This is a genomic window from Serratia sp. GW822-FHT06D09, assembly GCF_058799515.1.
Window position 1 is genome coordinate 74,036 of sequence record NZ_JBXALO010000005.1, and the last position, 26,526, is coordinate 100,561.

Sequence of the window (26,526 nt, forward strand, 5' to 3'; positions counted from 1 at the left end):
CAAGGTAGAGAGTTCAGGCTTGGCCCTGGACGCGCGTACCGAAAACCAACCAGGCCCGATATGAGCCTTGAGGAATAGTTTGAACGTCGCAACACAAGAAATTTTGTTAGAGCCGGCAGACAATAAGCGATTGCTCAGCCTGTGCGGCCCGTTTGATGACAATATCAAACAACTCGAACGCCGGTTGGGCATTGAGATCAACCGCCGTGACAACCGTTTCAAGCTGGTCGGCAAGAACCCGTGCGTGGTTGCCGCCGCCGATATCTTACGCCATCTGTATGTGGACACCGCTCCCATTCGCGGCGTGATCCCGGATATCGACCCGGAGCAGATCCATTTAGCGATCAAAGAAAGCCGGGTACTGGAACAGGTTGCCGACAGCGTGCCGGATTACGGCAAGGCGGTGACCATCAAAACCAAACGCGGCATGGTGAAACCGCGCACGCCGAATCAGGCGCAATACATTGCCAATATTCTCGATCACGACATCACCTTCGGCATCGGCCCGGCCGGTACCGGCAAGACCTACCTGGCGGTCGCCGCTGCGGTGGACGCATTGGAACGCCAGGAGATCCGCCGCATTCTGCTGACCCGTCCAGCGGTTGAAGCCGGTGAAAAACTGGGCTTCCTGCCGGGGGATCTGAGCCAGAAGGTCGATCCTTACCTGCGCCCACTGTATGACGCCCTGTTCGAAATGCTGGGCTTTGAGCGCGTGGAGAAGCTGATCGAACGTAACGTGATAGAAGTCGCTCCGCTGGCCTATATGCGCGGCCGTACGTTGAACGACGCGTTTATCATCCTCGACGAGAGCCAGAACACCACCATCGAACAGATGAAGATGTTCCTGACGCGTATTGGCTTCAACTCCAAGGCGGTCATCACCGGTGACGTGACGCAGATAGACCTGCCGCGCAACCAAAAATCCGGCCTGCGCCACGCGGTGGAAGTGCTGTCTGACGTCGAAGAACTGAGCTTCAATTTCTTCCATAGCGAAGACGTGGTACGCCATCCGGTGGTGGCCCGCGTGGTCATCGCTTATGAAGCCTGGGAAGCCGCCGAACAAAAACGCAAAGATGCGATTGCCGAACAACGTAAACGCGAGGCGAGCATCGCCTCCGAGCAGGAGACACCATGAGCCAGGTGATTTTGGATCTGCAGATTGCCTGTGCAGACAGCAACGGCCTGCCGGATGAAGCCACCTTCCAGCGCTGGCTGGAAGGCGTGCTGCCGCAGTTTCAGGAGGAGGCCGAGGTCACCATTCGCCTGGTGGATGAAGCGGAAAGTAACGAGTTGAACCTGACCTATCGCGGCAAGGACAAACCGACCAACGTGCTGTCTTTCCCGTTCGAAGCTCCCCCGGGTATCGAGCTGCCGCTGCTGGGCGATCTGATCATCTGCCGTCAGGTGGTTGAACAGGAAGCCATCGAGCAAGAGAAGGCGCTGGAGGCCCACTGGGCGCATATGGTTGTCCATGGCAGCCTTCATCTGCTAGGGTATGACCACATCGAAGACGATGAAGCCGAAGAAATGGAGTCTTTGGAAACCGAAATCATGCACGGACTGGGTTACCCGGACCCGTACCTGGCGGAAAAAGACCCCCTCTGACGTCAGCTGATTTCCCCGCAGCCCCCGTATGGGGCTGCCGCTGACTCCCCTAACTCTGACATGAGTGATATTAACTAAAACGCCATGAGCGACGACCATTCACAAAGCAATGACAGCCCCAGTCCCAAGAAGGGGTTCTTTACTCTTATCCTTAACCAGCTGTTCCACGGCGAACCCAAAAACCGTGGCGATCTGGTAGAGCTGATCCGTGATTCCGAGCAAAACGACCTGATCGATCCCGATACCCGAGACATGCTGGAAGGCGTGATGGATATCGCCGAGCAGCGCGTGCGCGATATCATGATCCCGCGCTCCCAGATGGTGACGCTCAAGCGTAACCAAACGCTGGAAGAGTGCCTGGACGTGATCATTGAATCCGCCCACTCGCGCTTCCCGGTGATCAGCGAAGATAAAGATCACATCGAAGGCATTCTGATGGCCAAGGATCTGCTGCCGTTTATGCGCGCGGAATCCGAGGAATTCAGCATCGACAAGGTGCTGCGCACCGCCGTGGTGGTGCCTGAAAGCAAGCGAGTAGACCGGATGCTGAAGGAGTTCCGCTCCCAGCGTTATCACATGGCGATTGTCATTGACGAGTTCGGCGGCGTGTCCGGCCTGGTCACCATCGAAGATATTCTGGAACTGATTGTCGGCGAAATCGAAGACGAATATGACGACGAAGACGATCTGGATATCCGCCAGCTCAGCCGACATATGTATACCGTGCGAGCGCTGGCGCCGATTGAAGACTTCAACGAAGCCTTCGGCACCCACTTCAGCGACGACGAGGTCGACACTATCGGCGGCCTGGTGATGCAGGCCTTCGGTCACCTGCCTGCACGCGGGGAAACCATTGAAATCGAAGGTTACCTATTTAAAGTTGCGATGGCGGACAGTCGACGTATCATCCAGGTTCATGTAAAAATTCCGGACGATTCTCCGCAACCGAAACTGGAAGAATAAATCAAACATGGCTAAAGCCTCTTTCCTTGAACGCCAGTGGGTTCGCGCCCTGCTGGCGCTGTTGACCGGCGCCAGCGGCACGCTGGCGTTTTCCCCTTACGATATCTGGCCGGCGGCCCTTGTCTCTCTGTTCGGCCTGTTGGCCGTAACCCTGAACCGCACCACCAAACAGTCTGCCTTGCTCGGTTTTTGCTGGGGTTTCGGTCTGTTCGGGACGGGAATCAACTGGGTTTACGTCAGCATTGCCGACTTCGGCGGCATGCCTTTCTCCATCAACATTTTCCTGGTCGTGCTGCTGGCGGCTTACCTGTCGCTGTATACCGGGCTGTTCGCCGGGTTGCTGGCACGTCTGTGGCCGACCACCAGTTGGTACCGTTTAGCGATTGCCGCCCCCGTGTTGTGGCAAGTCACCGAGTTTTTACGTGGCTGGGTGCTGACCGGTTTCCCCTGGCTGCAGTTTGGCTACAGCCAGATTAACGGCCCGCTGAAAGGCGTGGCGCCGTTGCTCGGGGTAGATACCATCACCTTTATGCTGATGGCGATCGCCGGGCTGTTGGTGTACGCCGTCAATCAGCGTCGGATCGCCGCGGCTGGGGTTGCCGTCGCACTGCTGTTGCTGCCGTGGCCGTTGCGCCAGCTGCACTGGTTTACCCCGCAACCGGACAAGGCGGTCAACGTCGCGATGGTGCAGGGCAACATCGCTCAGTCGATGAAGTGGGATCCGAAAGCGTTGGTCAGCACCTTGCAAACCTATTTGGACGAAACGCGTCCTTATATGGGCAAAGCGCCGATCATCATCTGGCCGGAGTCTGCCATTCCGGATTACGAAGCCAGCCAGAACGGCTTCCTGACCATGATGGATGACCTGATGCGCGCCAAAAACAGCAGCCTGATCACCGGTATTGTTGATGTGCGTGCTACGCCGCAGGGCCAGCAAATCTACAACAGCGCCATCGTGCTGGGCGAACCGACGCCGTACGTTTATCCGGCCAAGGACCGCTATAACAAGCACCATCTGGTGCCGTTTGGCGAGTTTGTGCCGCTGGAAACGCTGCTGCGCCCGCTGGCACCGTTCTTCGATTTACCGATGTCTTCATTCAGTCGTGGCGACTACGTCCAGCCACAGCTCAGCGTGAAAGGCTATAACCTGACGGCGGCAATCTGTTATGAGATTGTTCTCGGCCAGCAGGTACGCGACAACTTCCGGCCGGACACCAACTTCCTGCTGACCATCTCCAACGACGCCTGGTTCGGCCATTCCATCGGCCCATGGCAGCACTTCCAGATGGCGCGCATGCGTGCTCTGGAGCTGGGTCGCCCTCTGTTGCGCAGCACCAATAACGGCGTCACCGCCGCGGTAGACGCCAACGGTGAGGTGATCGCTGAGATCCCTCAGTTCACCCGCAAGGTGCTGGAGGTGAACGTCACACCAACCACCGGCATAACGCCTTATGCCCGTTTTGGCGCCACGCCATTGTGGATAATCACCCTGCTGCTTGGCGGCCTGGCGTTGATCCTCGGCCTGCGCCGTAAATAACCCCCCCGGGGCGCTGCCCGTCAGCGCCCCGCTTCCCTCATCCACCTTGCAGCTTGCCACGCCACACTCTCCCACGCGTCTAGCATAAAGCGTCGCCAAATCAATGCTTCTGGCACACTCCTTGCTTTAATTACTCTGTTATAGAGAGCCGATTTACTTTTACTGACGTTTTGTCGCACCTGTGCACAACTCAAGAGCATGACCGGCACCACAAAGGTGCATTGGGGTTTTGTTGCATTAATTTGGTGCGCGTGGCGTCTCAAAAAAAGAAACATTTTAGTTTCAATCCATTCACAATCGGCTATTTTCTAACGGTTATGTGTTCTAAGACTATCTTTATACTTGAGCAATAAATCTCCATTTAGAATCTGATGCTCTTTGAATTTGAGCCACCACAACAGCAAAGGAGTTGGACCATGCAAATGCGTAAATTGGCGTTATCGTTACTGCTGATCGGTATGGCAGGTAACGTAGCCCATGCGGAAGAACTGACCGGTACGCTGAAGAAAATCAAAGACAACGGCGTGATCGTTGTCGGCCACCGCGAATCGTCAGTGCCGTTCTCCTACTACGACAACCAGCAAAAAGTTGTGGGTTACTCCCAGGACTACTCCAACCAAATCGTTGAAGCGGTTAAGAAAAAACTGAACGCTCCTGATCTGCAGGTCAAAATGCTGCCGATCACCTCACAGAACCGTATCCCGCTGCTGCAAAACGGCACCTTTGACTTCGAATGCGGCTCGACCACCAACAACCTCGAACGCCAAAAACAGGCGGCCTTCTCCGATACCATCTTCGTGGTCGGTACCCGTCTGCTGGTGAAAAAAGGCTCTGACGTCAAAGACTTCAAGGATCTGGCGGGCAAACCTGTCGTGGTGACCTCAGGCACCACCTCTGAAGTGCTGCTCAATAAACTGAACGACAGCGGCAAGATGAACATGCGCATCATCAGCGCCAAAGACCACGGCGACTCCTTCCGTACCCTGGAAAGCGGTCGTGCAGTAGCCTTTATGATGGATGACGCCCTGCTGGCGGGTGAACGCGCGAAAGCGAAGAAGCCGGACCAATGGGAAATTCTGGGCACACCGCAGTCGAAAGAAGCCTACGGCTGTATGCTGCGTAAAGACGATCCTGAGTTCAAGAAACTGGTCGATGACACCATCGCTCAGGCTCAAACTTCAGGCGAAGCAACAAAATGGTTTGATAAGTGGTTCAAACAGCCTATTCCACCGAAGAACCTCAACATGAACTTCGAACTGTCCGACGACATGAAGCAACTGTTCAAAGAGCCTAACGATAAAGCATTGAACTAATAGAACAAGAGCTGGGGCGGCCGCCAGGCCAAACCAGCCCTGTTGATGGCTGGGACAGACAGGAATACGGGAGGCCGTTCCCCTCCCGTATTTTTCCCATAACGCATTACCGATGCCCGCACACATAAGTCAGCCCGACTGGCCGCGGCGCCCTCGGCGTTGAATAGTCATCAATCTTTAGGCGCTCTGCGCCCGCTTAACGGAGTTTGTTATGTCAATAGATTGGAACTGGGGTATCTTCCTGCAGCAGGCCCCGTTTGGGAATACCACCTACCTCGGCTGGATTTGGTCCGGCTTTCAGGTCACGGTAGCCCTCTCCGTCTGTGCATGGATTATCGCTTTCTTTGTCGGTTCGCTATTCGGTATTTTGCGTACCGTGCCCAACCGCTTTCTTTCCACCCTCGGTACCTGTTACGTCGAACTGTTCCGTAATGTGCCGCTGATCGTCCAATTCTTTACCTGGTATCTGGTGATCCCGGAACTGCTGCCAGCGAATATCGGCATGTGGTTCAAAACCGAACTCGATCCTAACGTGCAATTCTTTGTTTCCTCGATGCTGTGCCTCGGGCTGTTTACTGCCGCTCGCGTCTGCGAGCAGGTACGTGCTGCCATTCAGTCACTGCCACGCGGTCAAAGAGCGGCCGGGTTGGCGATGGGCCTGACGCTGCCGCAAACCTACCGCTACGTGCTGTTGCCGAATGCCTACCGGGTGATTGTGCCGCCGATGACCTCGGAAATGCTCAACCTGGTCAAAAACTCCGCCATCGCTTCCACTATCGGGTTGGTCGACATGGCTGCCCAGGCCGGCAAACTGCTGGACTACTCTGCGCATGCCTATGAATCCTTTACCGCGATTACGCTGGCCTATATCGCCATCAACGCCGTGATCATGCTGTTTATGCGGTTGGTAGAGAGAAAAGTGCAGTTGCCCGGCAACTTGGGGAGTAAATAATGTACGAATTTGACTGGGCATCGATTGTCCCAAGTTTCCCTTATCTGCTGCAGGGCCTGTTGATCACGCTGAAGATCACCGTGACCGCCATCGTCGTCGGTATTCTGTGGGGAACCGTTCTGGCGGTAATGCGCTTGTCGCCCATCAAACCGATCAGTTGGTTCGCTGCCGTTTACGTCAACCTGTTCCGCTCCGTCCCGCTGGTGATGGTGCTGCTGTGGTTCTATCTGGTGGTTCCAAGCTTATTACAACAGGTTCTAGGGCTGTCGCCGAAAACCGATATTCGCCTGATCTCGGCTATGGTAGCCTTTTCCCTGTTTGAAGCGGCTTATTACTCGGAAATTATCCGCGCCGGTATCATCAGCATCTCACGCGGCCAGTCCTCCGCCGCGCTGGCACTGGGCATGACCCAATGGCAGTCAATGAAGCTGGTGATCCTGCCGCAGGCGTTCCGCGCCATGGTGCCGCTGCTGCTGACCCAGGGCATCGTACTGTTCCAGGATACCTCCCTGGTGTACGTACTGAGCCTGGCTGACTTCTTCCGTACCGCCTCGACCATTGGCGAGCGCGACGGCACCCAGGTTGAAATGATCCTGTTTGCCGGCTTTGTCTACTTTGTTATCAGTCTCGCCGCCTCGGCGCTGGTAAGCTATTTGAAGAAAAGGACTGTTTGATGATATCCCTGAAAAATGTTTCTAAGTGGTACGGTCACTTTCAGGTTCTGACCGATTGCACCACCGAAGTAAAAAAAGGCGAGGTGGTGGTGGTCTGCGGTCCTTCAGGCTCGGGCAAGTCTACCCTGATCAAAACCGTCAACGGTCTGGAGCCGATCCAGCAGGGCAATATCCTGGTGAACGGTACTCCGGTCAACGACAAGAAAACCAATCTGGCGCAGCTGCGTTCCAAGGTCGGTATGGTATTCCAGCACTTCGAGCTTTTCCCGCACCTGTCGATCATCGATAACCTGACGCTGGCGCAGGTGAAAGTGCTCAAACGCGACAAAGACGCCTCGCGCGAGAAAGGCCTGAAACTGCTGGAGCGCGTCGGCCTGACCGCACACGCCAACAAGTTCCCCGGCCAGCTTTCCGGCGGCCAGCAGCAACGCGTGGCTATCGCCCGAGCGCTGTGCATGGATCCTATCGCCATGCTGTTCGATGAGCCCACTTCGGCGCTCGATCCGGAAATGATCAACGAAGTGCTGGACGTTATGGTCGAACTGGCCAATGAAGGCATGACCATGATGGTGGTAACCCACGAGATGGGCTTTGCCCGTAAAGTGGCGAACCGGGTGATCTTTATGGATGAAGGCAAAATCGTCGAAGACCGTAATAAAGACGACTTCTTCAACAATCCGGAGTCCGAACGGGCGAAGGACTTCCTGGCGAAAATCCTGCACTGATGCCTCGCCTGCGCCCCGCCCGGGGCGCAGTTTCATTCCCTCTTTCCGGCACTAAAAGCACTTGTTTCTCTCCGATTTTGATCCGATGCTCACTGGATAACAAATAAGGAGATAAACATGCCCCGCCCTATCATTATCGATTGCGACCCTGGTCTGGACGATGCCATTGCCCTTGCCATGGCGCTGAGTTCACCAGAATTGGACGTTAAAGCCATTACCACCTCCGCCGGTAACCAGACGCCGGAAAAAACCCTGCACAATGCGCTGGGTCTGTTGACGTTGATGAAGCGTGAAGACATTCCCGTCGCTGCCGGTGCTGCCGCGCCGTTGATGCGAGACCTGGTGATTGCCGACTACGTTCACGGCAAAACCGGCATGGGCAATACCCATCTGCCAACGCCCGCCATCCAGCCGGTGGCGCAAACTGCCGTAGAGCTGATCGCCAGCCTGCTACGCAGCAGTCCGCAGCCGATCACGCTGGTGGTCACCGGCCCCATGACCAATATCGCGCTGCTGCTGGCCCAACACCCAGAGCTGAAAGGTAACATTGAACGCATCGTGTTTATGGGGGGAGGTATGAATGCCGGCAACACCACCCCGGTGGCAGAGTTCAACATCTATGTCGATCCCGAAGCCGCCGAAATGGTGCTGAAATCCGGCGTGCCGCTGACCATGGCAGGGTTGAACGTGACTCACCAGGCGCTGGTGCTGCCACAGGATATCGAACGCATCCGTCAGATAAACAACGCGGTGGCGCAGGCGGTGGCCGAAATGCTCGACTTCTACCTGCCGCTGTACCTTAGCCATCCCCGTGGGCTGCCCGGTGCCGCGATGCACGACCCCTGCACCATCGCCTGGCTGCTGGCGCCACAGCTGTTTGGCAGTATCGAACGCTGGGTCGGCGTGGAAACCAAAGGGGAATATACCCTCGGCATGACCGTAGTGGATATCTTCGGTCAGAACGGCAAGCCGGCCAACGTTGAAGTGCTGACCGATATCGATCGCGAAGGCTTTATCGATCTGTTGGCCGAGCGCGTAGCCCGCTATTGACCACCGGGCGGGAAACCGCCCTAACATTCAATATTTTTGATTTAACTCAGCGAATTTTTACGCTATCACTGGGCCAGGCTTGCCTCTAAGATGCTGTTAAACGCACAGCATCGCTGATACCTTAGACCAAGCCTGGAGATAGCCCAATGAGTCGTATACTGGTCCTGAAATCAAGTATCCTGGGTGATTACTCCCAGTCTGGAAAATTAGTCGATTTTTTTGTTCAACAGTGGCATGAAGCACACCCCAATGACAGCTTTACGGTTCGCGATTTAGCCAACCCGACACTGCCGGAGCTGGATGGTGAAGTGATTGGCGGGTTTAGCGCCGGTGACAAACCTTTAACACCGCATCAGCAAAAGACGCTGGCACTTTCCGATGAGCTGATCGCCGAGCTGAAATCGCACGACACCATTATCATCAGCGCGCCGATGTACAACTTCAACATCCCGACGCAGTTGAAAATCTATTTCGATCTGGTGGCGCGCGCCGGCCAAACCTTCCGCTACACCTCTGAAGGCTCTGAAGGTCTGGTCACCGGCAAGAAAGCGATTGTGATCTCCAGCCGCGGCGGTATCCACGCGGATACGCCAACCGATCTGATCACGCCGTACCTGAAGCTATTCCTGGCGTTTATCGGCATTACCGACGTCGAGTTCGTGCTGGCGGAAGGCTTTGCTTACGGCCCTGAAGCAGCAGAAAAAGCCGCTCAGGAAAGCCGGGTTGCGGTGGCACAGAAAGTGCTGGCCAAAATCGACACCGCCCCGCAGGCTGAAGTGGCTACGGCCTCGGCTGGCGGAAGCTTTCTTGGCAACCTGATGAAAAAACTGTTTGGCTAAGAGCAGCGCCTGCCCTGACCTTTTCCAGCGGAGAGGCCAGGGCGCGCAGCAAGCTTAAGGTTCGAAAGGCCGACGCTGGAATTGGTCATGACCGCATTTCGGGCACAGCGGCAGCACTTCCGGCGTGTAAAACGCCAAATGATGGTGGCATTTTTCGCACACCAGATTACCCAGCCCGACAACCTCACCGCTGTGGTAAACGCCATGGTGGCTGACGTCCTTGAACACCTCGCGCCATTCCAACTGAGTTTTGTCGGTAATATCCGCCAGCTCCTGCCACAGGCTCTCCTTGATGACCCGCATGAAAACGCTGTCGGTAAACTCGTCCCGGCTCTCCTGATAACTGCGAGCGAACTCTTCCAGATCGCGCCGTACCGCCTGTGTAACCTGCTCAACTTCGTCGCGCGTCAGTTCACCCGCTTCGCTTAGCCGTTTTTCTGCGCTCGCGACCAGCGAGTCAATATCACGCTCGCCATTTTTCAGGCGTTCTGTCAGAGATGCCACCAATTCGCGGTAGTACTGAGCAACCTTGTTCATAATCTCTCCTCGATGAACTTACGTGACTGGGCTTACCTCCTAAACTATCCCTTATCATTTTAGCCGTAAATTGCTGATGTCACTTGGCAAGACATGGTTTCCTCAAGATGTGAGTCTTATCATGGCCGGTATTTTTTAAATACGTCGAGTCGGGCGCTTGGTGTTGTTGCCGGGAGGTCTTATCAGCTATGCTATGCGGATCTATAAGTACTCAACAGAATGCTACAGAAATCCCCCCGATAGGTTTCGAGTCACGGCCAGGCGGCCAGTACGTGAAACCCAAGAGCTTACAAAGGTAAGTGACTGGGTTGAGTGTACGCAGCCAACAACGCTGTGGCTTGAAAGATGAAGGGGGAGCTGTTTTACACCTACAGGACCACCAGCCGCCATGCAAGAGCAATACCGTCCAGAAGACATAGAATCGAACGTACAGCTTCACTGGGAAGAGAAGCAAACTTTCAAAGTTACCGAAGATGCGAGCAAGGAAAAGTATTACTGCCTATCCATGCTGCCGTACCCATCAGGCCGTCTGCACATGGGGCACGTTCGTAACTACACTATCGGCGACGTGATCTCGCGCTACCAGCGCATGCTAGGTAAAAACGTGCTACAGCCTATTGGTTGGGATGCGTTCGGCCTGCCGGCGGAAGGCGCTGCGGTTAAAAACAACACCGCACCGGCTCCGTGGACCTACGACAATATCGAATACATGAAGAACCAGCTGAAACTGCTGGGCTTCGGCTATGACTGGGATCGCGAGATCGCCACCTGCGATCCGGACTACTACCGTTGGGAACAGTGGTTCTTCACCAAGCTGTACGAAAAAGGCCTGGTCTACAAGAAGACTTCCGCGGTGAACTGGTGCCCACACGATCTGACCGTGCTGGCCAACGAACAGGTGATCGACGGCTGCTGCTGGCGCTGCGACACCAAGGTTGAGCGTAAAGAGATCCCACAGTGGTTTATCAAAATCACCGACTACGCCGATCAGCTGCTCAACGATCTGGACACGCTGGAAAGCTGGCCAGAACAGGTGAAAACCATGCAGCGCAACTGGATTGGCCGTTCCGAAGGGGTGGATATCACCTTTGACGTAGCGGGCAGCGACGAAAAGCTGACGGTTTACACCACCCGTCCTGACACCTTTATGGGCGCGACCTACGTGGCCGTAGCCGCAGGTCACCCATTGGCGCAGCAAGGCGCGGTGAACAACCCGGCGCTGGCTGAATTTATCGAAGAGTGCCGCAACACCAAAGTGGCCGAAGCCGAAATGGCGACGATGGAGAAAAAGGGCATGCCGACCGGCCTGTTCGCCATCCATCCGCTGTCCGGCGAGCAAGTGCCAATTTGGGTCGCCAACTTTGTGCTGATGGAATACGGCACCGGCGCGGTGATGGCGGTTCCGGCTCACGATCAGCGCGACTGGGAATTCGCCACCAAATACGGCCTGCCAATCAAACCGGTCGTTCTGGCCCTCGACGGCAGCCAACCGGATGTACAAGCTGAAGCGATGACCGAGAAAGGCACGCTGTTCAACTCCGGCGAGTTTGACGGTCTGGATCACCAAGACGGTTTCAACGCCATTGCCGACAAACTGGTCGCCAAAGGCGTTGGTCAGCGCAAGGTTAACTACCGTCTGCGCGACTGGGGCGTTTCCCGCCAACGTTATTGGGGCGCACCAATCCCGATGGTCACGCTGGAAGACGGTACCGTGATGCCAACGCCAGAAGACCAGCTGCCGGTGATCCTGCCGGAAGACGTGGTGATGGACGGCATTACCAGCCCGATCAAAGCCGATCCTGAGTGGGCGAAAACCACCGTTAACGGCCAACCGGCGCTGCGCGAAACCGACACCTTCGACACCTTTATGGAGTCATCCTGGTACTACGCGCGCTATACCTGCCCGCAGTACGACCAGGGGATGCTGGATCCAGCCGCTGCCAACTACTGGCTGCCGGTCGATCAGTATGTCGGCGGCATCGAACACGCCATCATGCACCTGATGTATTTCCGCTTCTTCCACAAGCTGCTGCGTGACGCTGGCCTGGTCGACTCCGACGAGCCGGCAAAACGCCTGCTGTGCCAGGGCATGGTGCTGGCAGACGCCTTCTATTACACCGGCAACAGCGGCGAACGCGTCTGGGTTTCCCCGGTCGACGCCAACGTTGAACGTGATGACAAAGGCCGCATTATCAAAGCCACCGATCCACAAGGTCGTGAACTGGTCTATGCTGGCATGAGCAAAATGTCGAAGTCGAAAAACAACGGCATCGACCCGCAGGTGATGGTTGAGAAATACGGCGCAGATACCGTCCGTCTGTTCATGATGTTTGCTTCACCGGCAGAAATGACGCTGGAATGGCAGGAATCCGGCGTAGAAGGGGCAAACCGCTTCCTGAAACGCGTGTGGAAACTGGCCTACGAACACCTGGAAAAAGGCGCCGTTCAGCCGCTGAACGTGGCAACGCTGAGCGAAGATCAGAAAGCGCTGCGCCGCGATCTGCACAAAACCATTGCCAAAGTGACCGACGATATCGGCCGTCGTCAGACCTTCAACACCGCGATTGCCGCCGTGATGGAACTGATGAACAAGCTGGCCCGTGCACCGCAAGAGAGCGAGCAAGATCGCGCCCTGCTGCAGGAAGCGCTGTTGGCAGTCGTTCGCATGCTGTATCCGTTCACTCCGCACGTGTGCTTCTCACTGTGGCAGGCGTTGGGCGGTGAAGGCGATGTGGATACCGCCGCCTGGCCGCAAGCCGACGAGCAGGCTATGGTCGAAGACTCCAAGCTGGTGGTGGTGCAGGTCAACGGTAAGGTTCGCGCTAAAATCACCGTGGCTGCCGATGCAACCGAAGAGCAGGTGCGCGCGCGTGCCGCTGAGGAGCATCTGGTCGCTAAATATCTGGACGGGGTCACGGTTCGTAAAGTGATCTATGTTCCGGGCAAATTGCTTAACCTGGTTGTGGGTTAACACAAGGAGGCGTTGTGCGACATCGTATTCTGACGTTGTTGCTGGGGTTGGCGGTGCTGGTCACCGCCGGCTGCGGTTTTCACCTGCGTGGTACCACGCAGGTCCCTTCGGAAATGAAGACACTGCTGCTGGACAGCTCGGACCCTTATGGTCCGCTGACCCGCGCGGTGCGTGAGCAGTTACGTCTCAGCGACGTGACCATCGTCAAGGATGCCAAGCGTAAGGATCTCCCTTCCCTGCGCATCATTGGCGCCACGGAGAGCCAGGATACCGCCTCTATCTTCCAGGACGGTAAAACCGCTGAGTACCAAATGGTACTGACCGTTCAGGCACAGGTGCTGATCCCGGGTCACGATCTGTATCCGCTAAACGTGAAAGTTTTCCGTTCGTTCTTCGATAACCCGTTGACCGCGCTGGCAAAAGATTCCGAACAGGACATTATTCGTCAGGAAATGCGCGAGCAGGCCGCCCAACAGCTGGTACGTAAGCTGCTGACGGTGCACGCTGCGGAAGAAGAAACCCAACAGAAAGCCGCTGCCGCCGGTGAAAAAGCGGCCAGTCGCGTAGATCAATGATTCGTATTTACCCTGAACAACTTGCCGCGCAGCTCCGAGAGGGGCTGCGCGCTTGTTATTTATTGACCGGCAACGAGCCGCTGCTGCTGCAGGAAAGCCAGGATCTGATCCGCCACGCAGCCCAAGAGCAGCAGTTCACCGAGCATTACAGCATTTCGCTCGACGCCCATACCGATTGGGATGCCATCTTCAGCATCTGCCAGGCCATGAGCCTGTTCGCCAGCCGTCAGACGCTGCTGCTGATCTTCCCTGAGAACGGGCCGACGGCACCGATCGGCGAACAGCTGATCAAACTGGCCGCACTGCTGCATGACGACATTTTGCTGATGCTGCGTGGGCCACGCCTGACCAAAGCGCAAGAAAACAGTGCCTGGTTCAAGGCGCTCAGCCCGCACGGCGCTTACGTCAGTTGCCAGACGCCGGAACAGGCGCAGCTCCCCCGCTGGGTCGCTCAACGAGCCAAAACCCTGAAGCTGGAACTGGACGACGCGGCAAACCAACTGCTGTGTTACTGCTACGAAGGCAACCTGCTGGCGCTGTCGCAGGCGCTGGAGCGGCTGTCGTTGCTGCATCCGGATGGCAAACTCACGCTGCCGCGCGTAGAACTGGCCGTGAACGATGCCGCCCACTTCACGCCATTCCACTGGCTGGACGCCCTGTTGGCCGGAAAAAGCAAACGCGCCTGGCATATCCTGCAGCAGATGCAGCAGGAAGATGTCGAGCCGGTGATCCTGCTGCGAACCCTGCAACGGGAACTGCTGCAGTTGCTCAACCTGCAACGCCGCATGGCGACAGTGCCTTTGCGTACGCTATTCGATCAATACAAGGTTTGGCAAAACCGCCGTAACCTGGTAACCCAGGCACTGCAACGGCTGTCCGGCACCCAGCTGCGGCAAGCGGTTCATCTGCTCGCGCAGATAGAAATCACCCTTAAGCAGGATTACGGCCAGTCGGTCTGGTCTGAATTGGAAACCCTGTCGATGCTGCTGTGCGGCAAACCTCTGGCCACGAGTTTTTCAGATGTCCACTAATCCGCAAGGCACTCCCGTTCTGCACGCCCTGTTTGGCGGCACCTTCGACCCTATCCATTACGGCCATCTGCGGCCGGTGGAAGCGCTGGCCGCAGAGGTTGGTCTGAACCGGGTCACGCTGCTGCCGAACCATGTTCCGCCGCACCGCCCTCAGCCCGAAGCGAACGCTCAGCAACGGTTGAAAATGGTGGAATTGGCCATTGCCGGTAACCCGCTGTTTGCGGTTGACGATCGTGAACTGCATCGCACCACCCCTTCCTATACCATCGAGACGCTGGAAGCCATTCGTAAAGAACGTGGCGCCGCCTTGCCTCTGGCGTTTATCATTGGCCAGGACTCGCTGTTGACGCTGCACAAATGGCACCGCTGGCAGTCGCTGCTGGATACCTGTCATCTGCTGGTGCTCGCTCGCCCGGGTTACAACGATCGCATGGATACGCCTGAGCTACAGCAGTGGCTGGAGCAACATCAGGTGAGCGATCCCGCCCAGCTCAGCCGGCATCCTCACGGATTTATTTATCTGGCCGATACGCCACAGCTGGAGATTTCGGCCACGGAAATTCGTCAGCGCCGCCATCAGGGACTCAACTGTGACGACCTGTTGCCGCGTTCAGTACAGCGCTATATCGAGTTACAGGGTTTATATCGCTAGCAACAGCCGCGTGATATACTGCGCCGCTATTTTTCAGGTATTCGCTGAAAACCCCGGAATCCTTAGCTGGCCGGGCAGTCACCAGCTGGCTTTCAGCGGCATCCTGCCGACTTATCATTGATTCAGGCCGCAAAACGGGCAAGTTGCCCGCCGCAGTCGAATGAACAGAACACACCCGAGGGGGAACCTTTGCAAGGTAAAGCGCTCCAAGATTTCGTCATCGATAAAATTGATGACCTGAAAGGCCAAGACATTATCGCTCTGGATGTACAAGACAAATCCAGCATCACCGATTGCATGATCATCTGCACCGGGACCTCTACCCGTCACGTGATGTCGATCGCCAACCACCTGGTGCAGGAAGCCCGCACCGCCGGTATGGAACTGTTCGGCATGAAAGGCCAGGAAGCCTCCGACTGGATCGTTGTCGACCTGGGTGACGTGATCGTTCACGTGATGCAGGAAGAGAGCCGTCAGTTGTACGAGCTGGAAAAACTCTGGAGCTAAGCGGTGAAACTGCAACTGGTAGCCGTCGGCACTAAAATGCCAGACTGGGTGCAGACCGGCTTTATGGATTATCTGCACCGCTTTCCGAAAGACATGCCGTTTGAGCTGACCGAAATCCCGGCGGGCAAGCGCGGCAAGAATGCCGATATCAAACGCATTCTGGAAAAGGAAGGCGAGCAGATGCTGGCTGCGGTAGGCAAAGGCAATCGCATTGTCACGCTGGATATTCCCGGTACGCCGTGGGAAACGCCGCAGTTGGCGCAACAACTCGAACGCTGGAAGCAGGACGGCCGCAACGTCAGCCTGCTGATTGGTGGCCCGGAAGGGCTGGCCCCGGCGTGTAAGGCCGCCGCCGAACAGAGTTGGTCGCTCTCACCGTTGACATTACCGCATCCTTTAGTGCGCGTGCTGGTGGCTGAAAGCCTCTATCGCGCCTGGAGCATTACAACAAATCATCCTTACCACCGGGAATAACCGGTGGTAATAGTGACAGAGTGAAATAAAGCAGCGGGATGAAAATAGAACGTAACCCTTTTCGCGACTATACGGCCGAATCCGCCCTGTTTGTACGCCGCGCCCTGGTGGCGTTCTTGGTCATCCTGGTGCTGACCGGCACCCTCATAGCCAATCTGTATAACCTGCAAATCGTCCGCTTTGAGGATTACCGCACCCGCTCCAACGAAAACCGCATCAAACTGGTGCCGATCGCGCCCAGCCGCGGCATTATTTACGATCGCAACGGCACTCCGCTGGCGCTCAACCGCACCATCTACCAACTGGAGTTGATGCCGGAAAAGGTCGATGACCTGAAAGCCACGCTACAGGCGCTGCGTTCAGTGGTCGATTTGACCGATGATGACATCACCAACTTCGAAAAAGAGCGCAAGCGCTCGCGCCGTTTCGTCTCTATCCCGGTGAAAACCGCCCTGAGTGAAGTGCAGGTGGCGCGTTTTGCGGTTAACCAGTTCCGCTTCCCCGGCGTAGAGGTCAAAGGCTACCAGCGTCGCTATTACCCTTATGGTTCCGCCCTGACCCATGTGATCGGCTACGTGTCGAAGATCAACGACCGTGACGTCGAACGCCTGGATAAAGACGGCAAGCTGGCCAACTACGCTGCAACGCACGACATCGGCAAGCTGGGCATCGAACGCTATTACGAAGAAACCCTGCATGGCAAAACCGGCTACGAAGAGGTTGAAGTCAACAACCGTGGTCGGGTGATCCGCCAATTGCATGAGCAACCGCCTTCCGCCGGCAAAGACGTCTATCTGACGCTGGATCTCAACCTGCAGCGCTATATCGAGCAGTTGCTGGTGGGCAGCCGTGCGGCAGTGGTGGTGAGCGATCCGCGCACCGGCGGCATTCTGGCTATGGTGTCCAACCCCAGCTATGACCCGAACCTGTTCGTCGACGGCATCTCCAGCAAGGATTACCAAGGGCTGCTCAACGATCCGAACCGGCCGCTGATCAACCGTGCCACGCAAGGGCTCTACCCACCCGCCTCCACGGTGAAGCCGTATATTTCCGTTTCGGCGCTCAGCGCCGGGGTGATTACCAAGAACACCATCGTCTTCGATCCCGGCTGGTGGCAATTGCCCGGCTCGGAAAAACGCTTCCGCGACTGGAAAAAATGGGGCCACGGCCGCCTGAACGTCACCAAAGCGTTGGAAGAGTCCGCGGATACCTTCTTCTATCAGGTCGCTTACGACATGGGCATCGATCGCCTGTCAACCTGGCTGACCAAGTTCGGTTACGGCGAATATACCGGCATCGATCTGTCAGAAGAGCGTTCCGGCCTGATGCCGACTCGTGACTGGAAATTCAAGCGCTATAAAAAACCCTGGTATCAGGGGGACACCATTCCGGTAGGTATCGGCCAGGGTTATTGGACGGCGACGCCGATCCAGATGGCCAAGGCGCTGACCACCCTGATTAACGACGGCAACGTCAAAACGCCGCACCTGCTGCAGAGCACCCGTATCAATGGCGTGCTGGTGCCTTTCCAGCAGGAAGAGAGCACGCAGATCGGCGATATTCATTCCGGCTTCTGGGAAATTGCCAAAGACGGCATGTATGGCGTGGCCAACCGCCCAAATGGGACGGCACGCAAGTACTTTGCAGGTACGCCATACAAAGCCGCGGCGAAATCGGGGACCGCGCAGGTATTCGGTTACGAAACCTATAACGCCCACAAACTCGCAGAGCACCTGCGTGACCACAAACTGATGACGGCCTTCGCTCCCTTCGATAATCCGACGGTTTCGGTCGCCATCATTCTGGAAAACGGCGGTGCCGGTCCAGCGGTCGGGACGATCACTCGTCAGATCCTCGACCATATCTTGCTGGGCGACAACAATACGCAATTACCGGACGCGGCTCCGCTGCCGCCTGGTGTAGAGGGTGATTAAGGTAGAACATGACTGAAAGCCAACAAAAAGCGTCGATCTGGACCAAAATCCATATCGACCCCACATTCCTGCTGTTAATTCTGGCCCTGCTGGTCTACAGCGCTTTCGTGATGTGGAGCGCCAGCGGCCAGGACATCGGCATGATGGAGCGCAAGATCGGCCAGATTGTCATGGGGTTGATCGTCATGGCCGTCATGGCGCAAATCCCGCCGCGGGTCTATGAAAGCTGGGCACCGTATCTGTATATTTTCTGCGTGATACTGCTGATTTTGGTGGATGCTTTCGGCCAGATCAGTAAAGGCGCCCAACGCTGGCTGGATCTCGGCTTCGTGCGCTTCCAGCCGTCCGAGATCGCCAAGATCGCGGTACCGCTGATGGTAGCGCGCTTTATGAACCGCGACGTCTGCCCCCCTTCGCTGAAGAATACGGCGATTGCGCTGGTACTGATTTTCCTGCCTACGCTGCTGGTTGCCGCACAGCCGGATTTGGGTACCTCGATTCTGATCGCCGCCTCCGGCCTGTTCGTGCTATTCCTGTCCGGCATGAGCTGGAAGCTAATCGCCGTAGCCGCCGTGCTGCTGGCGGCCTTTATCCCGGTGCTGTGGTTCTTCCTGATGCACGGCTATCAGCGCGACCGCGTTATGATGCTGCTCGATCCGGAAACCGACCCCCTTGGCGCCGGCTACCACATTATTCAGTCGAAAATTGCCATCGGCTCAGGCGGTCTGTCCGGTAAAGGCTGGCTGCATGGTACCCAGTCACAGCTGGAATTTCTGCCGGAACGCCACACCGACTTTATCTTTGCGGTGCTGGCCGAGGAGCTGGGGCTGGTCGGGGTACTGGTGCTGCTGGCGCTATACCTGCTGGTGATAATCCGCGGTTTGATGATCGCCGCCAAGGCGCAAACCACCTTCGGCCGAGTGATGGTCGGCGGGCTGATGCTGATTTTGTTCGTTTATGTGTTTGTTAACATTGGTATGGTCAGTGGTATTTTACCGGTAGTTGGCGTACCTTTGCCTCTGGTCAGTTACGGGGGTTCGGCGCTGATTGTGCTTATGGCTGGGTTCGGCATTATCATGTCGATCCACACGCATCGGAAAATGATGTCTAAAAGTTTATAAGAGGTGAGTAATGCGTAAGGAATGGCTTTGGGTCGGCGTAGTCGCGGTATTGCTTTCCGCCTGTACCGCCCCGACCACGGAACAGCAAGCGCCGCCGCAGCAGCCGTATAACGGACCGGTGGTGGAAATCGGTGGCGTTGAGCCTCAATATGAACCCTATAACCCTAATAACCTGCAGGATTATAAGGTTAATGGCGACACTTACCGCATTGTAAAAGATCCTCAGAACTTCTCGCAGACCGGTCTGGCCAGTTCCTATGGCGAAGAAGCCAGGGGGAATACCACCGCGCTGGGGGAACAGTTTGATCCTAACGGCCTGACCGCCGCACACCCGACGCTGCCGATCCCAAGCTACGTACGCGTGACCAACCTGGCCAACGGTCGCCAACTGGTAGTGCGCGTTAACGATCGCGGGCCTTACACCAAAGGTCGCATCATCGATTTGTCGCGAGCCGTCGCCGATCGTCTGAACCTGTCCAACAACACCAAGGTCAAGGTTGATTTCATCAACGTTGCCCCGGATGGCACCCTCAGTGGCCCTGGCACCATCGGCACTACCGTCGCCAAACAAAGCTATGCCCTGCCCGCTCGCCCGGATCTGGGCTCCAGCAGCATGGGAACTCCCATTCAACAGGACGTCCCAGTAGCCAGCGGTGCCGCCGTGCGCCCGATTGACAACAGCAGCCTGAACACCGGCGACGCGGCTCCGGCAAGCAGCGCCGGCAATAGCCGCAGCGGCTTCCTCGGCGCGCCAAGCGCCGTACCGGCCGGCGTGTTGGAAGGCTCAGAGCCTGAACCCGTCGCCATTGCCGCACCGGTCGCCGCGACCGCCGCCGTTGCAGCAAGCAGCGCCTCTTCAACAGGCGGCTATGTGGTGCAGGTCGGCGCGCTGAGCAGTGCCGAGCGCGCGCAAAGCTGGCAGCAAAGCCTGAGCCAAAAATTCGGCGTACCGGGTAAGGTTGCCGCCAACGGCAGCGTCTACCGCGTACAGCTCGGCCCGTTCAGCGATCGTCAGCAAGCGGCTCAGCTGCAGCAGCGCCTGGCCACTGAAGCGCAGCAACAATCTTTTGTCACTGCCGCACCCTAAACATAGACCGGCGGGCAATCGCGACCGATAAGCTGATTTTTAGCTGAAACATTTTCTTTCAGCAAAAGCTTGTAAAGCGTGATAAGTCAGAGGATTGACTAATGCCTGCCAGGATCTCATCTGTTATAGTGTGGCTCGTTTTTTAACTTTACCCTCATGGATGTTGTAGTCTCGATCATGAAACAAGTAACTTCTTTTCGCTTAATCAAGAGCATAGCGCTCGGCACCGTTATCGCGATGAGTGCAACCACCGTTGCGCATGCCGATGACGTTAATATCAAGACCATGATCCCAGGCGTGCCGCAGATCGATGCGGAATCCTACGTCCTGATTGATTACAATTCCGGTAAAGTTTTGGCGGAAATGAACGCCGATGCGCGCCGTGACCCTGCCAGCCTGACAAAAATGATGACCAGCTACGTCATCGGTCAAGCGCTGAAAGCAGGCAAAATCGGCCAGGAAGATCTGGTGACCGTAGGTCAAGACGCCTGGGCAACCGGCAACCCGGTATTCAAAGGCTCTTCCCTGATGTTCCTCAAGCCTGGCGACCGCGTACCGGTCTCCAAGCTGACCCGCGGCATCAACCTGCAGTCAGGTAACGACGCCTGTGTGGCCATGGCCGACTACGTGGCCGGCAGCCAGGACGCATTCGTTAACCTGATGAACACCTACGTCAGCAAGCTGGGCTTGCAGAACACCCACTTCCAAACGGTACACGGCCTGGACGCACAGGGTCAGTACAGCTCCGCACGCGATATGGCGTTGATCGGCCAGGCGCTGATCCGCGACGTGCCGGACGAATACGCGATTTATAAAGAAAAAGAGTTCACCTTTAACAATATCCGCCAGATGAACCGTAACGGTCTGCTGTGGGATACCAGCCTGAACGTGGACGGCATCAAAACCGGCCATACCGACGCCGCGGGCTATAACCTGGTGGCTTCTGCGACCGAAGGCCAGATGCGTCTGATCTCCGCAGTGCTGGGCGGTCGTACTTATAAGGGCCGCGAAACCGAGAGCAAGAAACTGCTGACCTGGGGCTTCCGCTTCTTCGAAACCGTTGCGCCACTGAAAGTAGGCAAAGAGTTTGCGTCTGAGCCAGTCTGGTTCGGCGATGCAGATCGCGTTGAGTTGGGCGTAGACAAAGACGTTTACCTGACCATCCCACGCGGCCGCATGAAAGATCTTAAAGCCAGCTACGTGCTGAACACCCCGGAAATTCATGCGCCACTGGCTAAAAACCAGGTTGTCGGCAGCATCAACTTCCAGCTGGACGGTAAAACCATCGACCAGCGTCCGCTGGTAGTGATGAACGAAGTGAAAGAAGGCGGTTTCTTCAGCCGTATCGTCGATTACATCAAACTGATGTTCCACCACTGGTTCGGTTAACAGTTGAAATGGGCAAAATTGCCCCCATATACTGATTAACATTAACTCCCGCTCCGGCGGGAGTTATAATTTATAGACTCGCTATATCGATAGCCGCACTCTGGAGCGCACATGAAAACTAAACTGAACGAACTGCTCGAATTCCCTTGCTCATTTACCTACAAGGTAATGGGCCTGGCACAACCCGAGCTGGTAGACCAGGTGGTTGAAGTGGTACAGCGCCACGCTCCTGGGGACTATAACCCGCAGGTTAAACCTAGCAGCAAAGGCAATTACCACTCCGTGTCCATCACCATCAATGCCACCCATATTGACCAGGTGGAAACCTTATATGATGAGTTGGGCAACCTTGAAATTGTCCGCATGGTGCTGTAATTCCAGCACAATCCTCTGCTTTTCAACCCGGGCCAGAGCATCCTCTGCCCGGGTTGCGCATTTTGAGTCAGCTATCCCAAAATGATTGGAGCTGCATCAAGGCGGCAAGCGGCCGAATCCCGCTGAGCTTACTTAAGTAAGTGATTCGGGTGAGAAAGCGTGGCCAACACAGAGGCAGCTTCAAGCATGAAGGGTATAAATGCTGGTCGCGGGCCAGAGCGCCCGGTATAATGGCTTTACCACTTCTGTAACCTGACGATGACTCTTTTGCAACCAGACAAGATCATTTTGCGTCAGCTGGGGTTGCAGCCCTACGAGCCTGTATCCCAAGCCATGCACAACTTCACCGATCGCCGAACCGAAGCCACGCCCGATGAGCTGTGGTTGGTTCAGCATCAGCCCGTATTTACTCAGGGCCAGGCCGGTAAAGCGGAGCATCTGTTAATGCCGGGTGACATTCCGGTGATCCAGAGCGATCGCGGTGGCCAGGTAACCTACCACGGGCCGGGGCAACAGGTGATGTACGTGATGGTCGATCTGAAACGCAGCAAGGTTGGCGTTCGCCAACTGGTCACGGCTATCGAAGATACCGTTATTAATACCCTCGCCCACTTTCACATTGAATCGCGTGCCCGTCCGGATGCGCCCGGTGTTTACGTGGGGGAGCAAAAGATCTGTTCGTTGGGTTTGCGGATCCGCAAAGGCAGTTCATTCCACGGCCTGGCCCTGAATGTGGCCATGGATCTCACCCCTTTCCAGCGTATCAACCCTTGCGGTTACGCTGGCATGCAGATGGCGCAGGTCAGCGCGCTGGCACCCGGCGTCGGCATAGAAGACGTACACCCCGTCCTGGTACAGGAATTTGTTCATTTACTCGGCTACCCGAAGGTCGAGCTTCGTAACTGGAACCTGCACGATTATGAGTAAACCAATTCAGATGGAACGCGGCGTCAAATACCGCGATGCAGACAAAATGGCGTTGATCCCGATTAAAACGGTGGTCACCGAACGGCAGGAGCTGTTGCGTAAACCCGAGTGGATGAAAATCAAACTCCCTGCCGACTCTACGCGCATTCAGGGCATTAAAGCCGCAATGCGTAAAAACGGTCTGCATTCGGTGTGCGAAGAAGCTTCCTGCCCGAACCTGTCTGAGTGTTTCAACCACGGTACCGCGACCTTTATGATCCTGGGCGCAATCTGTACTCGTCGTTGCCCGTTCTGCGACGTAGCCCACGGTCGTCCGGTAGCCCCGGATGCCAACGAGCCGGAGAAACTGGCTCAGACCATCGCCGATATGGGCCTGCGCTATGTGGTGATCACCTCGGTTGACCGCGACGACCTGCGTGATGGCGGTGCCCAGCACTTTGCCGACTGTATCGCTGCCATCCGCGCGAAAAATCCAACCATCAAGATTGAAACCCTGGTGCCTGACTTCCGCGGCCGTATGGATCGCGCACTGGAAATTCTGACCGAAACGCCGCCGGATGTGTTTAACCACAATCTGGAAAACGTGCCGCGTGTTTATCGCCAGGTGCGTCCGGGCGCTAACTACGAGTGGTCACTGAAGCTGCTGGAGCGGTTCAAGGAAGCGCATCCGCATATCCCAACCAAGTCTGGCCTGATGGTCGGCCTGGGGGAAACCAATGCGGAAATCGTTGAGGTCATGCGCGATCTGCGTCGCCATGGCGTCACCATGTTGACCTTGGGCCAGTATTTGCAGCCAAGCCGTCATCACCTGCCGGTGCAGCGTTACGTCAGCCCGGCCGAATTCGATGAAATGAAAGAAGAAGCGATGGCAATGGGCTTTACCCATGCAGCCTGCGGTCCGTTTGTTCGTTCCTCCTACCATGCCGATTTGCAGGCAAAAGGGATGGAAGTGAAGTAATCGCAGCAATGATTTGTTACGTTTCCCCCTGCGGAAACGGCAAAAAACGGATGTCCTCGCGGCATCCGTTTTTTATTGCCTGGCAGAAAGCGTGATTAAACGTCTTTCTTTTCGACGCTCTGCGGGTTGGCCTGGCTTTCTGCGGTGTTGGCTGGCGGTGGGGTGGTATCGTCGCCCACGGCCTTTTTAAAGCCCTTCAGCGCCGCACCTAAATCCGCGCCCAACGTGCGCAGTTTGCTGGTACCGAACAGCAAGATGATCAACACCGCAATCACCAGAAGTTTGGTAATACTGATCCCTTCCATACTCACCTTCTTATTCATATAGCGCTGCGAATGCAGCGAGAAAACAAACCTTGCCTGCGGGTATTTACCTACTTTCTCCGGAGCAAGACAACAGCAACATGTAACAGAGTGAGATCCCCACCACGGCTCAATTTTATCCGCACTGGGCATTAATCAGACTATTCTGAGTTTAGAAGCCGCGTGGTACGCTGTCACCCTGCTCATCATGGAGTTGCCGGATGTACAAGCCATCAGTCATAGATACCCGAAAATCCGGCCTTAGCTTTGCCAGACGCACCTATCTGCCGCGCATCGTCGGCCTGGGCATAGGTTCTCTGTGCGTATTTTCAGTTTTCTACACCCAAAACACCGCCCCATGGTTGTGGGTCCTGCTGATTTTGCACGGCTTTATCTGGCCACACCTCGCCTATCAATGGGCACGACGTTCCTCCCAGCCGTTCAAGGCCGAAATCCGTAACCTGCTGATCGATTCGTTTTTCGGCGGCCTGTGGGTGGCGATGATGGCCTTCAACGCCTTGCCGTCGGTGGTAATCTTATCGATGATGGGAATGAACAACATAGCCGCTGCGGGTAAGCCGCTGTTCTTCAAAGGCCTGGGGGCACAACTGGCCGGCGCTCTGACGATCGGCGCCCTGATGGGCTTTCCCTTTCAGCCGGAAAGTACGGCGTCGCAGGTCTACCTGTGCCTGCCAATGATCTACCTCTATCCGATACTGCTGGGGTTAGTCACCTACCGCACCGCCAAACGGCTGGCGGAAAAGAAACAGGAGCTGCTGCGCATCAGCATGCGTGACGGGCTTACCGGGTTGTACAACCGCCGCCACTGGGAGCATTTGCTGCATCATCAATTTGACAGCTGTCGCCGTTATCAGCACACCGCAACCCTGATCCTGATGGATATCGATCGCTTTAAAACCATCAACGACACTTTCGGCCATGCGTTGGGGGACGAAGCGCTGGCGGTGCTGGCGGAAGAACTGTTAATTGGTCTGCGCGCCGTAGATATTGTCGGACGCTACGGCGGCGACGAATTTGGCGCAGTGCTGCCCAACACCAGTGCCGAGCAGGCCAGCATTGCGTTATTGCGCATTCAGGAACGGCTCAATGAGGTCATTTTTCGCGAAGCCCCGCAACTGCGGCTCAACATCAGCGCCGGCATTGCGGATTATCACGGCGAGATGAGCGGTTATCTGGACTGGTTGAAAGCCGCAGACAATGCGTTGTACCGTGCCAAGAACAACGGCCGCAATCGGCTGGAGCTGGCCGTACCCGGCCATTGACGCCCAGAGTGACGACTTCCGCTTTTTCTGTCACTTTTGCTACTACAAAACGGGCTGCGCTAGGTGTAACATCCCCTATGCACAGCTAAACAGCCGTGCCGAACAACGGAGATGACATTCCTCCATAACCGCCCTCACAGGCTGATGATGTCTACGTAACCTCTCAGAGGGGTGCGTAGCGTTACGCCTGAACCTTTCTGAGTTTTATTTCCCCTTGAATGAAAGGTAGTTTCGACCATGTTGAGTTCTTTACTGGCAGTTTTTATTGGCGGCGGTCTCGGCAGCGTGCTGCGCTGGGCCATAAGCATGAAGATGAACCCGCTCAATGCGCACATCCCGCTGGGTACGCTGGCGGTGAACCTGCTGGGCGGTTTTATCATCGGCCTGGCTATGGCGATATTCACCCGGATGACACACCTGGATCCGACCTGGAAACTGCTGATCACCACCGGTTTTTGCGGCGGCCTGACCACCTTTTCCACCTTTTCTCTGGAAGTGGTGTATTTACTGCAGGATGGTCGTTTCGCCTGGGCGTTGGGCAATATGCTGCTCAACCTGGCGGGATCGCTGGCGATGACCCTGTTGGCGTTTATGCTGGTCATCTGGATCAACGGGCAATAAGTGATTTCGTTGCCTTAATGTTTCCTTAATCTCCCGTGCGCATAATCTCATCCAGTCACCCCAACTGGATGAGAACTCAGATGCCAAGCCTGCCAAGAACCATCACTGAAGTTGCCGCAACCCT

General features: G+C 56.2%; 27 protein-coding genes and 1 riboswitch. Of the genes, 25 read left to right on the forward strand and 2 right to left on the reverse strand.

Features of this window, described 5'->3' with window-relative positions; all coding sequences use genetic code 11:
• The first annotated feature begins 79 nt into the window (after positions 1–79).
• From AC1RKG_RS13590 to AC1RKG_RS13635, 10 genes are all read left to right on the forward strand, one after another.
• The gene (locus tag AC1RKG_RS13590) at positions 80–1,135 is read left to right on the forward strand and encodes a PhoH family protein (RefSeq protein ID WP_046374285.1); all 1,056 of its coding nucleotides are present in this window, start codon (positions 80–82) and stop codon (positions 1,133–1,135) included.
• The gene (gene ybeY / locus AC1RKG_RS13595) at positions 1,132–1,605 is read left to right on the forward strand and encodes an rRNA maturation RNase YbeY (protein WP_115059640.1); all 474 of its coding nucleotides are present in this window, start codon (positions 1,132–1,134) and stop codon (positions 1,603–1,605) included. Before AC1RKG_RS13590 ends, ybeY begins: the two co-directional genes overlap by 4 nt.
• A gap of 84 nt (positions 1,606–1,689) precedes the next feature.
• On the forward strand, positions 1,690–2,568 hold the full coding sequence (gene corC, locus AC1RKG_RS13600; protein WP_012005653.1) for a CNNM family magnesium/cobalt transport protein CorC: 879 nt from the start codon (positions 1,690–1,692) through the stop codon (positions 2,566–2,568).
• A gap of 7 nt (positions 2,569–2,575) precedes the next feature.
• Positions 2,576–4,105: an apolipoprotein N-acyltransferase gene (lnt, locus tag AC1RKG_RS13605; RefSeq protein WP_493183252.1), complete on the forward strand. Its 1,530-nt coding sequence runs from the start codon at positions 2,576–2,578 to the stop codon at positions 4,103–4,105.
• Positions 4,106–4,521: 416 nt separating this feature from the next.
• Positions 4,522–5,418: an amino acid ABC transporter substrate-binding protein gene (locus AC1RKG_RS13610; protein WP_020825628.1), complete on the forward strand. Its 897-nt coding sequence runs from the start codon at positions 4,522–4,524 to the stop codon at positions 5,416–5,418.
• A gap of 211 nt (positions 5,419–5,629) precedes the next feature.
• Positions 5,630–6,370 (forward strand): amino acid ABC transporter permease, encoded by a 741-nt coding sequence (locus AC1RKG_RS13615; protein ID WP_017891917.1) that lies wholly within the window; start codon positions 5,630–5,632, stop codon positions 6,368–6,370.
• Positions 6,370–7,044 carry a glutamate/aspartate ABC transporter permease GltK gene (gltK, locus tag AC1RKG_RS13620; RefSeq protein WP_020825627.1) on the forward strand — a complete coding sequence of 225 codons (675 nt, stop codon included), beginning with the start codon at positions 6,370–6,372 and terminating at the stop codon, positions 7,042–7,044. The genes AC1RKG_RS13615 and gltK overlap by 1 nt, the downstream gene beginning before the upstream one ends.
• Positions 7,044–7,769, forward strand: a complete 726-nt coding sequence (locus AC1RKG_RS13625; protein ID WP_020825626.1) for an amino acid ABC transporter ATP-binding protein — start codon at positions 7,044–7,046, stop codon at positions 7,767–7,769. The genes gltK and AC1RKG_RS13625 overlap by 1 nt, the downstream gene beginning before the upstream one ends.
• Before the next feature lie 117 nt (positions 7,770–7,886).
• Positions 7,887–8,819 (forward strand): pyrimidine-specific ribonucleoside hydrolase RihA, encoded by a 933-nt coding sequence (rihA, locus tag AC1RKG_RS13630; RefSeq protein ID WP_493183253.1) that lies wholly within the window; start codon positions 7,887–7,889, stop codon positions 8,817–8,819.
• Positions 8,820–8,965: 146 nt separating this feature from the next.
• Complete coding sequence (locus AC1RKG_RS13635; protein WP_493183254.1) at positions 8,966–9,658, forward strand: FMN-dependent NADH-azoreductase; 693 nt, start codon at positions 8,966–8,968, stop codon at positions 9,656–9,658.
• A gap of 54 nt (positions 9,659–9,712) precedes the next feature.
• Here AC1RKG_RS13635 and AC1RKG_RS13640 read toward each other — a convergent pair whose 3' ends face one another.
• Positions 9,713–10,195, reverse strand: coding sequence for a zinc ribbon-containing protein (locus AC1RKG_RS13640; protein ID WP_046374288.1), 483 nt, complete (start codon positions 10,193–10,195; stop codon positions 9,713–9,715).
• Between the two features lie 388 nt (positions 10,196–10,583).
• Here AC1RKG_RS13640 and leuS point away from each other — a divergent pair, with 388 nt between their 5' ends.
• The 13 genes from leuS (at position 10,584) to lipA (ending at position 24,196) form a co-directional block, all read left to right on the forward strand.
• On the forward strand, positions 10,584–13,166 hold the full coding sequence (leuS, locus tag AC1RKG_RS13645) for a leucine--tRNA ligase (RefSeq protein WP_048759487.1): 2,583 nt from the start codon (positions 10,584–10,586) through the stop codon (positions 13,164–13,166).
• Positions 13,167–13,180: 14 nt separating this feature from the next.
• The gene (gene lptE / locus AC1RKG_RS13650; RefSeq protein ID WP_020825621.1) at positions 13,181–13,741 is read left to right on the forward strand and encodes an LPS assembly lipoprotein LptE; all 561 of its coding nucleotides are present in this window, start codon (positions 13,181–13,183) and stop codon (positions 13,739–13,741) included.
• Positions 13,738–14,772, forward strand: coding sequence for a DNA polymerase III subunit delta (gene holA / locus AC1RKG_RS13655; RefSeq protein WP_020825620.1), 1,035 nt, complete (start codon positions 13,738–13,740; stop codon positions 14,770–14,772). Before lptE ends, holA begins: the two co-directional genes overlap by 4 nt.
• Positions 14,762–15,424 (forward strand): nicotinate-nucleotide adenylyltransferase, encoded by a 663-nt coding sequence (gene nadD / locus AC1RKG_RS13660; protein ID WP_048759491.1) that lies wholly within the window; start codon positions 14,762–14,764, stop codon positions 15,422–15,424. Before holA ends, nadD begins: the two co-directional genes overlap by 11 nt.
• A 189-nt stretch (positions 15,425–15,613) precedes the next feature.
• Positions 15,614–15,931 carry a ribosome silencing factor gene (gene rsfS, locus AC1RKG_RS13665; RefSeq protein WP_020825618.1) on the forward strand — a complete coding sequence of 106 codons (318 nt, stop codon included), beginning with the start codon at positions 15,614–15,616 and terminating at the stop codon, positions 15,929–15,931.
• Between the two features lie 3 nt (positions 15,932–15,934).
• Positions 15,935–16,405, forward strand: coding sequence for a 23S rRNA (pseudouridine(1915)-N(3))-methyltransferase RlmH (gene rlmH / locus AC1RKG_RS13670; protein WP_004949595.1), 471 nt, complete (start codon positions 15,935–15,937; stop codon positions 16,403–16,405).
• A 38-nt stretch (positions 16,406–16,443) separates the two neighbouring features.
• Positions 16,444–18,339 (forward strand): peptidoglycan DD-transpeptidase MrdA, encoded by a 1,896-nt coding sequence (mrdA, locus tag AC1RKG_RS13675; protein ID WP_020825617.1) that lies wholly within the window; start codon positions 16,444–16,446, stop codon positions 18,337–18,339.
• An 8-nt stretch (positions 18,340–18,347) separates the two neighbouring features.
• Positions 18,348–19,460 carry a peptidoglycan glycosyltransferase MrdB gene (gene mrdB, locus AC1RKG_RS13680; RefSeq protein ID WP_020825616.1) on the forward strand — a complete coding sequence of 371 codons (1,113 nt, stop codon included), beginning with the start codon at positions 18,348–18,350 and terminating at the stop codon, positions 19,458–19,460.
• Between the two features lie 10 nt (positions 19,461–19,470).
• Entirely contained in the window at positions 19,471–20,547 is a 1,077-nt protein-coding gene (gene rlpA / locus AC1RKG_RS13685; protein WP_130015899.1) for an endolytic peptidoglycan transglycosylase RlpA, read from the forward strand.
• Between the two features lie 177 nt (positions 20,548–20,724).
• On the forward strand, positions 20,725–21,936 hold the full coding sequence (gene dacA / locus AC1RKG_RS13690) for a D-alanyl-D-alanine carboxypeptidase DacA (RefSeq protein ID WP_020825614.1): 1,212 nt from the start codon (positions 20,725–20,727) through the stop codon (positions 21,934–21,936).
• A gap of 111 nt (positions 21,937–22,047) precedes the next feature.
• Complete coding sequence (ybeD, locus tag AC1RKG_RS13695) at positions 22,048–22,311, forward strand: DUF493 family protein YbeD (protein WP_020825613.1); 264 nt, start codon at positions 22,048–22,050, stop codon at positions 22,309–22,311.
• Between the two features lie 258 nt (positions 22,312–22,569).
• Positions 22,570–23,238 carry a lipoyl(octanoyl) transferase LipB gene (gene lipB / locus AC1RKG_RS13700; RefSeq protein WP_020825612.1) on the forward strand — a complete coding sequence of 223 codons (669 nt, stop codon included), beginning with the start codon at positions 22,570–22,572 and terminating at the stop codon, positions 23,236–23,238.
• The gene (gene lipA / locus AC1RKG_RS13705; RefSeq protein WP_020825611.1) at positions 23,231–24,196 is read left to right on the forward strand and encodes a lipoyl synthase; all 966 of its coding nucleotides are present in this window, start codon (positions 23,231–23,233) and stop codon (positions 24,194–24,196) included. Before lipB ends, lipA begins: the two co-directional genes overlap by 8 nt.
• A 95-nt stretch (positions 24,197–24,291) precedes the next feature.
• Here lipA and tatA read toward each other — a convergent pair whose 3' ends face one another.
• Entirely contained in the window at positions 24,292–24,501 is a 210-nt protein-coding gene (tatA, locus tag AC1RKG_RS13710) for a Sec-independent protein translocase subunit TatA (RefSeq protein WP_020825610.1), read from the reverse strand.
• Between the two features lie 218 nt (positions 24,502–24,719).
• Here tatA and AC1RKG_RS13715 point away from each other — a divergent pair, with 218 nt between their 5' ends.
• Together AC1RKG_RS13715 and crcB are read left to right on the forward strand one after the other, a co-directional pair.
• Positions 24,720–25,781, forward strand: a complete 1,062-nt coding sequence (locus AC1RKG_RS13715; RefSeq protein ID WP_409324740.1) for a diguanylate cyclase — start codon at positions 24,720–24,722, stop codon at positions 25,779–25,781.
• Between the two features lie 98 nt (positions 25,782–25,879).
• Positions 25,880–25,942: riboswitch (Fluoride riboswitch) on the forward strand.
• Positions 25,943–26,018: 76 nt separating this feature from the next.
• Positions 26,019–26,402 carry a fluoride efflux transporter CrcB gene (gene crcB, locus AC1RKG_RS13720; protein ID WP_046374295.1) on the forward strand — a complete coding sequence of 128 codons (384 nt, stop codon included), beginning with the start codon at positions 26,019–26,021 and terminating at the stop codon, positions 26,400–26,402.
• Positions 26,403–26,526: the final 124 nt, after the last annotated feature.

What these genes read in the sequence shown, in the direction of transcription:
- rihA (WP_493183253.1), top strand. Translation starts at nt 7,887, where the DNA reads ATGCCCCGCCCTATCATTATCGATTGCGACCCTGGTCTGGACGATGCC.
- holA (WP_020825620.1), top strand. Translation starts at nt 13,738, where the DNA reads ATGATTCGTATTTACCCTGAACAACTTGCCGCGCAGCTCCGAGAGGGG.
- lnt (WP_493183252.1), top strand. Translation starts at nt 2,576, where the DNA reads ATGGCTAAAGCCTCTTTCCTTGAACGCCAGTGGGTTCGCGCCCTGCTG.
- tatA (WP_020825610.1), bottom strand. Translation starts at nt 24,501, where the DNA reads ATGGAAGGGATCAGTATTACCAAACTTCTGGTGATTGCGGTGTTGATC.
- dacA (WP_020825614.1), top strand. Translation starts at nt 20,725, where the DNA reads ATGAAACAAGTAACTTCTTTTCGCTTAATCAAGAGCATAGCGCTCGGC.
- ybeD (WP_020825613.1), top strand. Translation starts at nt 22,048, where the DNA reads ATGAAAACTAAACTGAACGAACTGCTCGAATTCCCTTGCTCATTTACC.
- nadD (WP_048759491.1), top strand. Translation starts at nt 14,762, where the DNA reads ATGTCCACTAATCCGCAAGGCACTCCCGTTCTGCACGCCCTGTTTGGC.
- AC1RKG_RS13640 (WP_046374288.1), bottom strand. Translation starts at nt 10,195, where the DNA reads ATGAACAAGGTTGCTCAGTACTACCGCGAATTGGTGGCATCTCTGACA.
- AC1RKG_RS13615 (WP_017891917.1), top strand. Translation starts at nt 5,630, where the DNA reads ATGTCAATAGATTGGAACTGGGGTATCTTCCTGCAGCAGGCCCCGTTT.
- AC1RKG_RS13625 (WP_020825626.1), top strand. Translation starts at nt 7,044, where the DNA reads ATGATATCCCTGAAAAATGTTTCTAAGTGGTACGGTCACTTTCAGGTT.
- AC1RKG_RS13715 (WP_409324740.1), top strand. Translation starts at nt 24,720, where the DNA reads ATGTACAAGCCATCAGTCATAGATACCCGAAAATCCGGCCTTAGCTTT.
- lipA (WP_020825611.1), top strand. Translation starts at nt 23,231, where the DNA reads ATGAGTAAACCAATTCAGATGGAACGCGGCGTCAAATACCGCGATGCA.
- gltK (WP_020825627.1), top strand. Translation starts at nt 6,370, where the DNA reads ATGTACGAATTTGACTGGGCATCGATTGTCCCAAGTTTCCCTTATCTG.
- ybeY (WP_115059640.1), top strand. Translation starts at nt 1,132, where the DNA reads ATGAGCCAGGTGATTTTGGATCTGCAGATTGCCTGTGCAGACAGCAAC.
- AC1RKG_RS13635 (WP_493183254.1), top strand. Translation starts at nt 8,966, where the DNA reads ATGAGTCGTATACTGGTCCTGAAATCAAGTATCCTGGGTGATTACTCC.
- mrdA (WP_020825617.1), top strand. Translation starts at nt 16,444, where the DNA reads ATGAAAATAGAACGTAACCCTTTTCGCGACTATACGGCCGAATCCGCC.
- AC1RKG_RS13610 (WP_020825628.1), top strand. Translation starts at nt 4,522, where the DNA reads ATGCAAATGCGTAAATTGGCGTTATCGTTACTGCTGATCGGTATGGCA.
- rlpA (WP_130015899.1), top strand. Translation starts at nt 19,471, where the DNA reads ATGCGTAAGGAATGGCTTTGGGTCGGCGTAGTCGCGGTATTGCTTTCC.
- mrdB (WP_020825616.1), top strand. Translation starts at nt 18,348, where the DNA reads ATGACTGAAAGCCAACAAAAAGCGTCGATCTGGACCAAAATCCATATC.
- crcB (WP_046374295.1), top strand. Translation starts at nt 26,019, where the DNA reads ATGTTGAGTTCTTTACTGGCAGTTTTTATTGGCGGCGGTCTCGGCAGC.
- lipB (WP_020825612.1), top strand. Translation starts at nt 22,570, where the DNA reads ATGACTCTTTTGCAACCAGACAAGATCATTTTGCGTCAGCTGGGGTTG.
- corC (WP_012005653.1), top strand. Translation starts at nt 1,690, where the DNA reads ATGAGCGACGACCATTCACAAAGCAATGACAGCCCCAGTCCCAAGAAG.
- leuS (WP_048759487.1), top strand. Translation starts at nt 10,584, where the DNA reads ATGCAAGAGCAATACCGTCCAGAAGACATAGAATCGAACGTACAGCTT.